The 14,989-nt window shown below is 43.6% G+C and carries 10 protein-coding genes; 6 read left to right on the forward strand and 4 right to left on the reverse strand.

Annotation, left to right across the window (positions count from 1 at the left end; genetic code table 11):
- Positions 1 to 548 precede the first annotated feature (548 nt).
- A complete protein-coding gene (locus JO943_RS00980) occupies positions 549 to 1,571 on the reverse strand; it encodes an ABC transporter substrate-binding protein (protein ID WP_202739713.1) in 1,023 nt (340 codons plus the stop codon).
- Entirely contained in the window at positions 1,572 to 2,162 is a 591-nt protein-coding gene (locus JO943_RS00985) for an ANTAR domain-containing response regulator (RefSeq protein ID WP_004771946.1), read from the reverse strand.
- Positions 2,163 to 2,696: 534 nt separating this feature from the next.
- Here JO943_RS00985 and JO943_RS00990 point away from each other — a divergent pair.
- From JO943_RS00990 to JO943_RS01010, 5 genes are all read left to right on the forward strand, one after another.
- Entirely contained in the window at positions 2,697 to 4,049 is a 1,353-nt protein-coding gene (locus tag JO943_RS00990; RefSeq protein ID WP_376746133.1) for an MFS transporter, read from the forward strand.
- 28 nt (positions 4,050 to 4,077) lie between these two features.
- Positions 4,078 to 6,624: a nitrite reductase large subunit NirB gene (gene nirB, locus JO943_RS00995; RefSeq protein ID WP_202739715.1), complete on the forward strand. Its 2,547-nt coding sequence runs from the start codon at positions 4,078 to 4,080 to the stop codon at positions 6,622 to 6,624.
- An 11-nt stretch (positions 6,625 to 6,635) separates the two neighbouring features.
- Positions 6,636 to 8,255: a nitrite reductase small subunit NirD gene (nirD, locus tag JO943_RS01000; RefSeq protein ID WP_202739716.1), complete on the forward strand. Its 1,620-nt coding sequence runs from the start codon at positions 6,636 to 6,638 to the stop codon at positions 8,253 to 8,255.
- 316 nt (positions 8,256 to 8,571) lie between these two features.
- Entirely contained in the window at positions 8,572 to 11,352 is a 2,781-nt protein-coding gene (locus JO943_RS01005) for a nitrate reductase (RefSeq protein WP_202739717.1), read from the forward strand.
- Complete coding sequence (locus tag JO943_RS01010) at positions 11,349 to 11,957, forward strand: molybdenum cofactor guanylyltransferase (protein ID WP_202739718.1); 609 nt, start codon at positions 11,349 to 11,351, stop codon at positions 11,955 to 11,957. Before JO943_RS01005 ends, JO943_RS01010 begins: the two co-directional genes overlap by 4 nt.
- Positions 11,958 to 11,972: 15 nt before the next feature.
- Here the strand turns inward: JO943_RS01010 and JO943_RS01015 are convergent, their stop codons facing one another.
- Positions 11,973 to 13,127, reverse strand: coding sequence for a YbfB/YjiJ family MFS transporter (locus JO943_RS01015; protein ID WP_202739719.1), 1,155 nt, complete (start codon positions 13,125 to 13,127; stop codon positions 11,973 to 11,975).
- Between the two features lie 258 nt (positions 13,128 to 13,385).
- On the opposite strand from JO943_RS01015, the gene JO943_RS01020 reads away from it, so the two are divergent.
- Positions 13,386 to 14,285, forward strand: coding sequence for a LysR family transcriptional regulator (locus tag JO943_RS01020; RefSeq protein WP_202739720.1), 900 nt, complete (start codon positions 13,386 to 13,388; stop codon positions 14,283 to 14,285).
- A 110-nt stretch (positions 14,286 to 14,395) separates the two neighbouring features.
- Here JO943_RS01020 and JO943_RS01025 read toward each other — a convergent pair whose 3' ends face one another.
- Entirely contained in the window at positions 14,396 to 14,845 is a 450-nt protein-coding gene (locus JO943_RS01025; protein ID WP_005230165.1) for a hypothetical protein, read from the reverse strand.
- Between the last annotated feature and the right edge of the window lie 144 nt (positions 14,846 to 14,989).

Consider the following 14,989-nt stretch of genomic DNA (forward strand, 5'->3'; position numbering starts at 1 on the left):
ATGACAAATTTCAGCGTATTTTCGTTTTTTTGTATTTTAAACTGAATTACCCCATTTCGTTCATGGGATTTGTGTAACTCAGCAGTCAATCTGGCGGCTGGCTGTTGATTTTTATATCGTATTTTAAACACTAAGGGATGGTCGGGTTGCTTTGAAAAGCTGAATACAGCTTTGGCTTTTATTTGTATAAGCTTATGTTTTTAAAATATTTAATTTGGGTGTTTGGTCGTGCATTTTCCTGCTATGGGATCAGATAAAGATTGATTTTTCATATAACCAGCTGTGCCTGATCAAGTTGGAGATAAAGGCTGGATTGTTGGTAGGCATACTGCTTATGGATTGAACATTAGGGTTGTGATGACCATTGGCAAAAATGATGAAAACACGGGTTTTAGATGGCAGTTAATGACATAAAAATGTCCGAAAAAGATATGCATGAGTTCCATATCATAACAATCACTTAAGAGCTGACTTTTGATTGGCGTCTGCTCTTATGGGTCTTTCAATGCTGTCTTGGAACTTCAAGACAGCTTTTTTTTGTCCTAGATTTAACTTGCTTGGGCTGCCTGATAAATCGATCCTAAGATACAGTGCTGTGCCTGCTCAAGATAAGTGCTTGGTTTCGGCTCCAAATCATTCCATTTATGCATTTGCTGAAACAGCCATTCAAAATCTTCTACTTTAGGTTCAGCGCTGTTTTGCACTAAATTCCGGATAATCTTCTGAATGCTGAAATATTTCTCGACATGAATCTCCGCTGAACATGGAAATTGAATCACATCAAACTCCACCAGCATTTGCCATACCTGCCTAAAGTCTTGCAGTTCCCGTAATTCCTGTTGGGCTTTCAGAATGGCACGACTGAGTGCAATTAACGTATTAGGATGTTGTCTGGCCCAGTCCTGTGTCACGGCAAGCACCTTATCTGCAACACTCGGGATGATTTGTTGGCTGGAGCAGACCATATGGCTCAGGCCCTGAATTTCAGCTTGTGTATTCCAGGGTTCGCCCACACAAAATCCATCGATCAGATGATTGCTGATGGCTTCTACCATATACGGTGGCGGTAAGATTTTCAGCTGAATGGATTGTGCCAATTCAGGACTGGCTAGGGCCAACCATTCTCTTAAGCAGTAATGATGAATTGAATACTGAAATACATGCGCGAGGGATAAAGGGTGATTATTCTGGATATATTCAACGATTTTTTGTGCAGAAGACTCGGCCGAATCGTGAGAATCAATATTCAGTTGATAGCAAAGTTTCTGGCTGATGCTAATGAAAGCGCGATTTTCACTCAGTACCAAAGGTGTTTGCAGTGGGATACCAATCTGGTCAGCCCCGATGGCCGCCGCAGGAAGCATTGCCGATAAGCAATGCGCTGCATCCAGCAGGCCAAAGGCCAGTCGATCGCGTAAACTGGCCCAAGAAGCTTCTTTGACCAGATTTACTTCTAAGCCGATTTCAGCAAAAAAACCACGCTGCTTGGCCCACAGCAGGGCAACACAGTCGAGTAAAGGAATATAGCCCAGTTGTAATTCAGTTTTTTCTAATGCGACAGAATGAATCATTTACTCATCCTTTAATTGATTATTTAACAGTTGCTGGGCATCGAGCAGGCGCCGTGCCATTTCTCCGATGGTCATACGATGGCTCATGGCATTTTTTCTGAGCAGTTGAAAGGCGGTATCTTCAGTCAGCCCATGCAATTGCATCAGCAACACTTTGGCTTTTTCAATATCTTTACGATCAGCCAGTTTGGTCTTGGCATCTTTGAGGTCACCTTCCAGTTTTTTATGTTTCTTATATTGCTCAATTGAAATATCCAGAATGGTATGTAAGCGGCTTGGATCAATACCATCGACAATATAGGCGGTAATGCCCGCGTCAATGGTTTGTTTAATGGTGTCCTTATCTGCATTTTTGGTGAACAGCACGGTTGGAAGGTCAAAGTTGCTGACACAACTTTCAATCACATCACGATGTGGATGATCCATATCCAGCAGAATCACATCTGCTTGCAGGTGTTCCAGTTTAAATAGATTGAAGTGATCCAGCGTAAAACAAGCCACCACATCAAAGTCATGTTCAATCAAGCATGCTTTTAGGTATTCAGCCCGAGCCTGGTCGTCATCAATAAGAGCGATCTTGAGTTTCGGCATAAGTATAAAGGTCAAAGGCTAAGTCAAAGCACATCTAAAGTCATGTGCGGTATAGGGTAGAGACGATTGTTTTGAAGCAAATTTAATGCCAGTCAATAAAGGGTTAAATCTGGAAATGCATTCATCGCCAGATGCTTAATAGATAGGAGTGTACTGCAATTAATACAAAGAAAAATGAAAAAGCATTGACCCGCTAATACAAAATAAATTTGCGCATTCTTGGTGCAAAAAAAGAGTTTTTTTGAAGCAATTGTGATTTTGCCTTAAATCAGATTATTTCCTGTTTTTAGTCCCCTCATTAGTAAAAAGCCTAAGTGTTTAATATGCTTATTCTGTATAGATTTTATATAAAACAAATGGTTATTGGTTTTTTATTTAATCTTTTAAAAAGTTGGCATAGCAATTGCTAAATATTCCATGAGTCAAAGATGACTTAGAAATGTTTAAGACGGCCAACGATGTCCGATCTGATCGATTTGTTGACACAACCTGATGTGTCAGCAAAGCAAATTACGTTCAGTATGGGAGATGGCAATGTCTATAGATTTATCTGCTAAAAAAGCAACTTCAATCAAGTTATTTAACTTTTCTGCACCAGCAATGCGGGCATTCCACATGAGCTGGCTGGCTTTCTTTGTTTGCTTCTTTGCCTGGTTTGCCTGTGCGCCGTTAATGCCAGTGATCGCAGGTGAATTCCATTTAAGCAAAGACCAGATCGCAAATATCAATATTGCTGCTGTTGCAATCACGATTGTAGTCCGCCTTATTGTCGGGCCGCTCTGTGATAAATATGGCCCACGTAAAACCTATACTGCTTTGTTGCTGATTGGCAGCATTCCAGTATTTGGTGTGGCCGCTGCTAACAGTTATGAGTCTTTCCTGTTCTTCCGGCTACTGATTGGTGCCATCGGTGCCAGCTTCGTGATCACGCAATACCATACCAGCATTATGTTTGCGCCCAATGTGGTGGGAACCGCCAATGCCACTTCAGCGGGTTGGGGGAATGCCGGTGGTGGTGCTACACAAGCTTTGATGCCATTGCTATTGGCTGCATTGGTGATGTTTGGTGTTGAACAAGCCATGGGTTGGAGAATTGCGCTGATCGTCCCGGGTGTGATGATGGTGATTGTCGGTATCCTTTACTGGAAACTGACCCAAGACAGCCCTCAAGGCGACTTTAAAGCATTGCGTGCACAAGGTGTGGTGGTTGGAAATGATAAAAAAGGCGGTGTTGCGATCTTGATGCATGCTGCACGCAACTATCGTGTCTGGATCTTATTTGCCTCTTATGCCGCGTGTTTCGGTATCGAAATTTTCATGCACAACATCATTGCGATGTATTACGTCGAGCACTTCAATTTTGGCTTAAAGGAAGCGGGTCTGGCTGCGGGAATCTTTGGTTTATTGGCGCTGTTTGCCCGTGCGCTGGGTGGGCTGGTTTCAGATAAGGTTGCTCTGAAAAAAGGACTGGATGGTCGTACTAAAGTGCTGTTTATCCTGATCTTGGGTGAAGGCTTATTCCTGATGCTGTTTTCACAAATGAATAGCGTTGCGCTTGCCATGATCAGTATGACGGTTTTTGCGTTGTTTACCCATATGGCTTGTGGTGCAACTTATGCTTTAGTGCCATTCATTGATCGTGATGCTTTAGGCGGTGTGGCAGGCATTATTGGCGCAGGCGGCAATGTCGGTGCAGTTGCAGCGGGCTTCTTGTTAAAAGGTATGGTCGATATTCAAACCTGCTTGATGGTGTTAGGTGGTCTGGTGGTGTTTGCCGCATGTTCAGTCATGTTGATCCGCTTTTCAGTCGAACATAAAGAAAAAGAACAACGCCTGTTTGAACAGGCCGTTTTAGAACGTGGCTCAGAACACAGCAGCATAGCTTAATCATTGGACAGATTTTGGGAGAAACACAATGAAATTAGTGATGATTGGTCACGGTATGGTGGGGCATAAATTCATCGAAGCCATCCTGGAAAAAGCGGATGATGAACTGGAAATTACCATTCTTGCTGAAGAACCACGTATTGCCTATGACCGAGTTCATTTGACTGAATACTTCTCTGGTAAGACAGCAAAAGACTTATCACTGGCGCGTTTTGACTTTGCCGATGCGCATGGGATTGACCTCCGGTTAAATACTAAAGCGGTTGAGATCAATCCTGCTGAGCAAACGGTGACCACCAATTTAGGCGATGTGATTCATTATGACAAACTGGTCTTGGCGACAGGTTCATATGCCTTTGTTCCACCAATTTCAGGCAATGATCGTGAAAACTGTTTTGTCTATCGTACCATTGAAGACTTGGATGCGATTCGTGCAGCAAGTCAGAATGCGAAGACAGGTGTGGTGATTGGTGGGGGTTTATTGGGTCTGGAAGCAGCTAAAGCGCTACGTGATTTAAATCTAGAAACCCATGTGGTGGAATTTGCGCCGCGTTTGATGGCGGTACAGATCGATGATCTTGGCGGTAAAGTATTGCGCCGTAAAATTGAAAATCTTGGGGTTAAAGTCCATACCCAAAAAGCGACGCAATGTATTGAAGCGGGTGAAAGCGCAACCCATGTGATGAAATTTGCTGACGGTAGTGAACTGGAAACAGATATTATTTTATTCTCAGCAGGTATTCGCCCACGTGATGAATTAGCGCGGGTGAGTGGTTTAGCGTTGGGTGAACGTGGCGGGATTAAAATCAATGATTATTGCCAAACCTCAGATCAACATATCTATGCGATTGGTGAATGTGCACTGTGGGACAATAAAATTTATGGCTTAGTCGCACCGGGCTATGACATGGCACGTATTGCCGCAAAACATATTCTAGAAGAAGAAACCCATTGTTTCGCGGGTGCAGATATGAGCACCAAGTTGAAGTTGATGGGGGTTGATGTGGCATCTGTGGGTGATGCGCATGGCATGACCCCAAACTCACTCAGCTATTTCTATGCGGATGAGGATGCACTGGTTTATAAAAAGATCGTGGTGGATGCAGACAAGACCAAATTGCTTGGTGCGGTCTTGGTCGGTGATGCCAAAGAATATAATGACCTGCTACAAATGATGCTGAATGGGCTGGCACTCCCGGAAACCCCTGAAAGCTTGATTATGCCTGGCTTTGCCGATTCAGGTGCCAAAGCAGGCGGCAGTGGTGTCGATTTATTGCCTGATAGTGCCACCATTTGTTCATGTAATAACGTTTCTAAAGCTGATATTTGCCAAGCGATTTGTGACGGTTCAACCTCACTCGGTGCTTTGAAAAAATGTACCAAAGCAGCGACGGCGTGTGGCGGCTGTGCGCCGTTAGTGACGCAAGTGTTGAAGTCCGAGTTACAGCGCCAAGGCGTAACGGTGAATAACCATGTCTGTGAACACTTCCCGTACTCACGCCAAGAAATTTATCACCTGGTTCGTGTCAATGAAATCAAGACCTTTGATGATCTGATTCAGCAACATGGTCATGGTCTAGGCTGTGATATTTGTAAACCGATGGCAGCCAATATTCTGGCATCCTGCTGGAATGATTTCGTACTTGAACCCAGCCATGCAGGTCTACAAGACAGTAATGATTACTACTTGGGTAATATCCAAAAAGATGGTTCTTACTCGGTGGTGCCGCGTATGGCAGGTGGCGAAGTCACGCCAGATGGCTTAATTGCTGTCGGTCAAATTGCCAAGAAATATAAGCTCTATACAAAAATTACCGGTGGACAACGTGTTGACTTATTTGGTGCGCAAATCCATCAACTGCCGTTTATTTGGGAAGAGCTTAACGCAGCTGGTTTTGAATCAGGTCATGCTTACGGTAAATCCTTACGTACCGTGAAATCATGTGTCGGTAGTACCTGGTGCCGTTATGGCGTCGATGATTCTGTGGGCTTGGCGATTGAGCTCGAGAACCGCTATAAAGGCCTACGTTCACCGCATAAACTAAAAATGGCGGTGTCGGGCTGTACCCGTGAATGCGCCGAAGCGCAAGGTAAAGATGTCGGGGTGATTGCCACCGAGAAAGGCTGGAACCTATATGTTTGCGGCAATGGCGGCATGAAACCACGTCATGCAGAATTATTGGCTTCTGATCTTGATACCGAAACCCTGATTCGTTATATCGACCGTTTCTTTATGTTCTATATCCAGACTGCCGATCGTTTACAACGTACTAGTGTCTGGCGTGACAATATGGAAGGTGGCCTGGATTATCTCAAATCAGTGATTGTCGATGACTCCTTAGGATTGGCTGAAGAACTCGAAAGCCGTATGAGTCATGTGATTGGGACTTATCAAGATGAATGGCGTACCGCAGTTGAAGATCCTGAAATCCGTAAACGTTTCCAAACCTATATCAATGCCAGTGCAGAACAGCAAGCTGATCCACATATTCAATTTACTCAAGTACGTGATCAGATTCGCCCATTAAATGACGCTGAACGTTCAGTCGATCGTATCCCCATGGTTGAAGCATAAGGAGAACTCACATGACCAGTTTAAAGAACATCAATATGCTGCCAGAAAATCAATGGGTTGAGGTCTGTGCGTTGGAAGATATCACACCAAATACAGGTGTCGGCGCATTGATTGAAGGTCAATCGGTGGCGCTGTTTCGTGTCGGTCACGAAAAGCGGATTTATGCGCTTAGCAATAAAGATCCATTCAGCCAAGCCAATGTAATGTGTCGCGGCATCATTGGCGATTTACAAGGTGAACGCGTGATTGCATCGCCGATTTATAAGCAACATTTCAGTTTAGCGACGGGTCGTTGTTTGGAAGATAAAGATCAAAAGCTGTTAGTTTTTCCAACCAAAATTGAAAATGGTCGGGTGTGGGTCGGGGCTGTTCCGCAAAAGACTTATATTACCAACAATGGTGTTGCTCAAGAAAAGCTGAAACTGGTGTTGATTGGTAATGGTTTGGCGGGGATGCGCTGTCTGGAAGACTTACTGGATATGGCTCCAGAGCGTTATGACATCACCGTGATTGGCGAGGAACCTTGGGGCAATTACAACCGTATTATGTTGTCGCCCGTACTTTCCGGTGAAAAAACCATTGACGACATCATGCTGCATCCACATGCATGGTACAGCGACAAAGGCATCAAATTTATTGCCGATGACCCTGCAATCAAGATTGATCGTACTCGCAAAGTAGTACATACCGAGAAAGGTGAAAGTGTTGATTATGACCGTCTGATCATTGCCACAGGTTCATCGCCGTTTATTCCACCTGTGCAAGGTGTAGACCTAAAAGGTGTGATCAGCTTCCGTGATATTTATGATGTGAATACCATGATCAAATATTGTGAAAGCAAGAAGAATGCTGTGGTGATTGGTGGCGGTTTATTGGGTCTGGAAGCGGCATATGGCTTGAAACAACGTGGCATGAATGTGACCGTACTACACCTGATGGATCGCATCATGGAACGTCAGTTGGATGGCCGTGCCAGCCGTATGTTGCGTCATAGTATTGAGCAAAAGGGCATCAATATTATTACCGAAGCCAATACTGAAGCATTGCTTGGTGTAGACGGTCATGTCAGTCAAGTCCGACTTAAAGATGGAACGGTATTGGATGCCGATTTGGTGATTTTTGCGGTTGGGATTCGTCCAAATATAGCTTTGGCTCAACGTGCAGGACTGCGTTGTAACCGTGGCATCTTGGTGAATGACACCATGCAAACTTTTGACCCAAGTATTTATGCGGTAGGTGAATGTATCGAGCATCGTAATCAAACCTTTGGTCTGGTTGAACCGCTATGGGGACAAGCCTTTATCTGTGCAACGCATTTGGCTGAACATGGCAGCTTAACCTTTAAATCACCGACTGTACCAACGCAGTTAAAAGTCAGCGGTGTCGATGTGTTCTCTGCCGGGAACTTTGAGCCGAAAGAAGATTATGAAGACATCATCCTCAATGATGACAAGCGTCAAATTTATAAACGCATCATTATCCAGAAAGACAAAGTGATTGGTGCGGTTCTGTTTGGTGATACGGAAGATGGGATGTGGTATGCCGAGTTGATTGCAGATCAAACCCCTGTTTCTAGCTTTAGAAATAAGCTGTTATTTGGTAAGGATTTTGCAATGAAAAAGGCAGGGTAAAAGCTAACTTTTTCGTGAAGAATAGGTTATGCATTAATGGCATTGCCGCATATTTCATGTATGGGCTGATGTTATTTGTAAAGGCATTGCCTTACTTTTCAAGGATGAAAAGTAACAAAAATCCTTTGTTGAACTGACGGTACGTCCTTGCTACCGCAGTTCAACAAGGCGGCATCCATGCCGCCTGTCACGGTAGTGTGTGATGAGAAAAATCTAGTTTTAGAAAGATTGTTTAAGCTGAAACTGGAGAAGAACTCAGAATGATTTTTTAGTTGACTGTAAAGTTCAGCGGATTAACTAGGTAAAAGGGGCAGTCATGAACAGTATTCAAAATTTAGAACACAGTCGCTCCGATCAAGCAGAAACAATTATTACCAAAACAACCTGTCCTTATTGTGGTGTGGGTTGTGGTGTGGATGTCAGTGTCCAACATAAAACGCATGGCACAACAGTACAAGTTGCAGGAAGTCTGGATCATCCTTCCAACTTCGGACGACTCTGCATTAAAGGCAGTAATTTGGCCGATACGCTAGGCTTGGAAACCCGTGTCTTGCATCCGATGTTTGGCCGTAAAAACCATCGTCAAGTGACGACATGGGATCAGGCGATTGAAAAAATTGCAGACCAGTTCCAAGCGTGTATTGATCAATATGGCGCTGACAGCGTTGCATTTTATGTTTCAGGTCAGTTGTTGACCGAAGACTATTATGTGGTGAACAAGTTTGTAAAAGGCTATTTGGGTACTGCCAATATTGATACCAATTCACGCCTATGTATGTCGTCTGCAGTTGCAGCGCATAAACGTGCTTTCGGTGAAGATATCGTCCCTGCCAGTTATGAAGATTTTGAACATACCGATATGGTGATTCTGGTTGGTTCTAATACGGCATGGTGTCATCCTGTTCTGTATCAACGCATCATGCAAGCCAAGAGCAACAATCCTGATTTGTTTGTGGTGGTGGTCGATCCCCGTTTTACCAGTACTTGTGAGCAAGCGGATTTGCATTTGCCGATTCTACCTGGTCAGGATGTGGCCCTATTTAATGGCCTGTTTCAGCATCTTTATCATCATGATTACACCGACCATCATTTTGTAGAGACCTATACCGAAGGTTTAGCGGCATTGGTAGCTGCAAGTGAAAGCGAGCAAAATGTTAATGCTTTGGTGAAACGTACCGGAATTTCTGCAGAAAAATTACAGCTGTTTTTTGATAAGTTTGCTCAAACAGAAAAGGTGATCACCTTGTTTTCGATGGGGGTCAATCAATCTTCTCAAGGCGTGAATAAAGCCAATAGTATTATCAACTGTCATTTACTCACTGGAAAAATTGGTAAGTTAGGTGCAGCGCCATTTTCCATGACCGGTCAACCCAATGCCATGGGCGGTCGTGAAGTGGGAGGATTGGCCAATATGCTGGCAGCACATCTGGATCTGGATAATCCGTCACATCAACATCTGGTGCAAAGCTTCTGGAACAGTCCTGTGATAGCCAAACAAGCGGGCTTAAAAGCAGTGGATCTATTTCAAGCGGTAGAGAGTGGCAAAATCAAGGCCATCTGGATTATGGCGACCAATCCGGTGGTGAGCCTGCCCGATGCAGATCAAGTCAAATGTGCCTTGGAAAAATGTGAGTTTGTGGTGGTCTCGGATATTTGTGTAGATACCGATACCACGGCTTATGCCGATGTATTATTACCCGCGCTAGGTTGGGGTGAAAAAGATGGCACAGTCACCAATTCTGAGCGCCGTATTTCGCGGCAACGTGCCTTTTTAAATCCACCCAAGCAAGCCAAAGCGGATTGGTGGGCGGTGGCACAGGTTGCAAAAAAACTCGATTTTACGGGTTTCGAGTTTAGCAATGCTTGTGACATTTTTAATGAACATGCGGCTTTATCGGCCTATCAAAATGCCAGTGTTGATCAACGTGAGCAAGTTGAAAATTTCCGTTATTTCAATTTAAAAGGCTTAATGAATTTAAGTCTGGATGAATATAACCATTTACGTCCAACACAATGGCCTGTGTGGGAGAAAGGGCAAAGCATCGCGGTGGAACAGTTATTTGATCGTGGCAGTTTTAGTCATAAAAACCAAAAAGCTAAACTGATTCCAACCGTTGCCATCGATCCAGTGCATGCGATCTCCGAAGATTATCCATTGGTGTTGAACACGGGACGGATTCGTGACCAATGGCATACCATGACCCGTACCGGTTTATCGGCAAACCTGACTACGCATCGTGCGGAACCATTCTGCGAGATTCATCCGAATGATGCGTTAAAATTCGGTATCCGTGATAAAGCTTTGGTCGAAGTTCGCTCGGAATGGGGCCGTTGCGTGCTGCGTGTGACCTTGGCACAAGGTGTGCGTCGTGGCCAAATCTTCGCCCCGATTCACTGGACTGAGCAAGTCGCTTCTGATGCGCGGATTGGTAAAGTGGTCAATCCTGTGGTGGATGTGATTTCAGGTGAGCCAGAGTTTAAACATACCCCTGTAGCCATTCAGCCCTTCCATACCACTTGGCAAGGGGTGCTTTATGTCCGTGAAGGCTTTGAACATCAGATTAAAGCATCCTTACAACGTTGTGCTTGGTGGACCAAGATCAAAACCGCAAAAGCCATTCGTTATGAACTGGCCGATCGCCAAAGTCTTGACCAAACCCAAAAGAATTTAAAAAGCTTTTTGCCTTTTGTCGATGAAACCTATGAATGGTTAAGCCTTGAAGATATTTCATCGCAACTCAGTCATAGTGTGATTTTAAAAGACGGTATCCTGATTGCCAGTTTATATATTGCACCGGCTGAGTTATTGCCAAATCGGGATTGGGTGGCGAGTCTGTTCAAACGTGAACGATTAAGTGCCTTGCATCGTAAAGCCTTGCTGGCGGGTATGCCGATGTCCGCTGCAAATAATGATGGACCACTAGTTTGTAGTTGCTTTAAAGTGGGTAAAAATAAGATTATCGAAGCCATCAAGACGCAAAACATCAGCCATGAAAAACAAGTCACGGCCTGTTTAAAAGCGGGTGGAAATTGTGGTTCTTGTTTACCTGAGATACGCGGCTTGATTAAAATCTGTCAACTGGAGGCAGAAGCATGAATATCGAATATCCCGCTACAGATTTGGTGATCTTGGCGGGGGGGCAAGCGCGTCGAATGAATGGCGTGAACAAGCTGTTGCAACAGTTTGATGATCAGATTCAGCTGTTAAAAATTTCTGAGCACTTTAAGCATCAAGTCCAGCAAATCTGGGTGAATAGCCATCGTGACCGTTCGATTTATCAACAGATTGAACCAGATATTCAATGCTATGCCGATGATCAGCAGGGTTTTTTAGGCCCATTAATGGGTATGAAAAGCGCATGGTCGCATATTAAAGCTGACTATGTTTTATTTATTCCCTGTGATGTGACTTATATTCCCAATCAGGTTTTAGCCAAATTGCATCGAGCTTTGCACAAGACTCCTCAAGCACAGGTGGCCTACGTCACCATCAATGGAGATGGGTTATATCCATTTTGTTTGCTAAAGCGTGACAGTCTGCCCGTGCTGGAACAAGCAATCACTGAGAATAAACTCAGCTTGCGACCTTGTTTCCAACAACTAGAGGCGCAGACGGTGGCATTTCAGAAGCAGAGCCTGTTTTGTCATAGCATTAACTCCTTGGATGAGCTACAACAATACAAGCAGATGAAGGTTTTTTAAATCCTCTGTTTCAGCTTAATGAATCGTCTTAGTTGATTTAAGACTCATCAGTGTTGCAATCAATAATGCAGTCGCTGCGGTGATGAGTGAACTGTTGAGCGTATGGTAGATGGTGAATAGGGCATTTGCTGTGATTGGCCCAATGATCTGACCGAGGCCATACACCACGGTCATGATGGCAATTAAATTACTTTTGCTTTGTTTTGTGATTCGCTGTGCTACTGGCATGGCAATGGTCACCGTTCCCATAAAGGTTCCACCCACCAGTAGCGCGCTTAACAGATAACCCCATGCGGTTGGGATAATGATGGGTAATACTACACCGATGGCCTGTAATCCCAGATTAGAAGATAAAGCGACTCGTGTCCCCAGTCTGTTATGGAGATAATGCCAGAAAAAACAGGAAGGAATCGCACCCAAACCGAAGATTGCCCAGATGTGTGCTGCCTCAATATTTGGTAAGGCCTGTTTCACTAGCAAAGGTAAATAGGTCGCTGTGATAATGTAGCCAAAGCCTGCCAAGGCATAGATCATAATCAATGATATAGCTTTGGGTGTTTTAGCATAGTTATGAGATAGATTCGATTCGAAAGCTGGTTGGGGCTGAGCTCGGGATAACCCTGCAATAGCAACCAAACCCAGTATCAAACTCGATGCGCCAAGAAATAACCATAAGCTTTTACTCTGCCAACCCAGTTGTGTACCAAAAACCAAAAGTTCAGCGGACAAGGCAATCCCAAGCCCTACACCAGCATATAAAATAGGGGCTTGATGGCTTTGTTTCTGTTGTTCTAGCAGCCATAACGAGGCTGAAACCATGGCGAAAGCACTCAATACACCGGCAAGACCACGAATAAAAATAATCACCGAAGCTGAATCCACATAAGCAAGCAGGATGAGGCAAAGTGTCGTACCTATAGTGGCAAATACTGTGGTGGCATAGCTATGCTGTGACTGAATCTTAATTGCGAATAAAGCCCCGAATAAATAGCCTGCGTAATTGGCCGATGCCGTGATACTGGCACTATGCAAACTCAAGATGCCTTCCGCAATCATATGTGGATAGACTGCCGTAAATGCAAAGCGGCCAAAACCCATGCCAATCGCCATTACCAGTGCTGCACTGAATGCTGATTTAAGCGGGCCTTGCTTGGAGATTGTTGTATTCATCGTGCTCATTTTTTCAATATCACGATTTAATCACGAGAGTTGAGGTGATCTAAGGGCCGTGCTTTGCCAAACACTTTGGTGTCCACTAAAAACAGTCCATAGCTCAAACCGCTTAAAATACAGATTAAAAATATAAGTTTAGAAGCGTTCATTCTGTATCTTCTCTAGATCCCGAAAAATTCAATAAGATTTAAACAACAGATGTTAATCATGTAAAATGATTTGAATTGATACCAACTATCTTTAATAGTGATAGCGATGCAGATTAAGTCTTTAGAAATATTTATGCGGGTGGTAAAGCTAGGTAGCTTTTCTGAAGCGGCGAAGGTCCTGCATACGGTGCAGTCCAATGTCACCAGCCATATCAAAAAACTGGAAACAGAACTGAAGGTTGAACTGTTACATCGGCAAAATCCGGTGCAGCCCACCCGAGCAGGTATGCAGTTATATGGCTATGCAGAAAAAATGCTCCACTTACAAAAAGAGCTGCTGGATACATTTGCTCATCATCAGCTTGCTGCCAATTTCCCTTTAGAGATTGGCAGTATGGAGACAACGGCGGCGGTCAGGCTTCCTGCCTTGTTTCGTAATCTGCAAGAATCAACGCCTGATTTTCCTTTTGCATTATCAACTGCACCCAGCAGGGAGCTGATTGATTTGGTGAAAGCTTCAAAGCTGGATTGTGCATTTGTTGCCAATCATGCCCCGATTGAAGGCATGTTTAATTTTCATGTCTGGACCGAGAAGCTGGTGTTAATTTCTTCAAAAAAAGCACCCCCACAACTTTCTAAAGAATATCTACTGCAAAAGAAATTTATTGCCTTTAAGCAAGGTTGTAGCTATCGCAAAGCAATAGATTTATTTCTGTCTTCATACCATCTTCCGGCAGTCAACATCATTGAAATGGGGAGTCTGGATGGCATTGTGAGTTGTGTCAGTCTGGATGTGGGACTTGCGATTTTACCGATCAGTTATGTACAGCAATCGCATTTTGCCCAGCGGGTGCAAATTCACGCTATAGATTTGCTTGAAGACATGCACACTTATCTTATTGCCGATCTTGATACAAACAAATGGGCAAGCAATATGCATCAATTCTTTGAGCATTTACAAATGATGTCTTTGCCGGATCAGCAAAGTGAAATAGTTCACTCTTAGCCTGGCGTTGATATTTGTTTTTAATCAGGCTTTGAATAAGTTGAGGGTTATTCGAGTATAAAATAACATCATCTCGTTTTATACTCGAATCACTTATTTGAAAGTTCGAGCTATTTTCTTTCCAGATATTTTACCACCTGGTCATAAATAGACTGTAAGTAAGGATTTAATGGAATCAAATCCTGTCCCGATTTACTGCGAACATATTTAAAATAAGGGGTTAAAGGATACTGTGCACTTTCACAAACAATCACTTTAGGGAACCATTCTTTATGAAACTGATCGGCGGTAAGATCAAGAATGACCCCATTAACCACTAGGTAACAGTGCGCGATTTCTGGTGTGCGTGAAGAAATCTGAACTTTTCCCACCCGATAATCAGACTTAATATAATGGACATTAAGTAAATAATATTGCAACAGATCACAAGCATCCGAACCACATTCCTTGGGAAATTTACTAAACGCACCGGTAATAAAGCCATTGGTTACGTGATCCAAAGCTTCGCGAAAGGTGGTAGCGAGATGGGTTAAAGTCTGTATTTCATTTTGATACGTCATTGGAACTTATTCTTCAAGTCATCAGCATTATCTCTAGTAAAACCTGAATAAATGTAAGATTTAACTAAATTTATTTATTAAATTGTTAACACTATTATCACATGTAACTTCAAAGTTGTTCCGGCAAATTCTTTGTTAGGTGCT

The sequence above is a fragment of the Acinetobacter sp. 'aerobic (ED)' genome, from assembly GCF_904886855.1.
In the GTDB taxonomy this organism is placed as follows: Bacteria; Pseudomonadota; Gammaproteobacteria; order Pseudomonadales; family Moraxellaceae; genus Acinetobacter; species Acinetobacter courvalinii.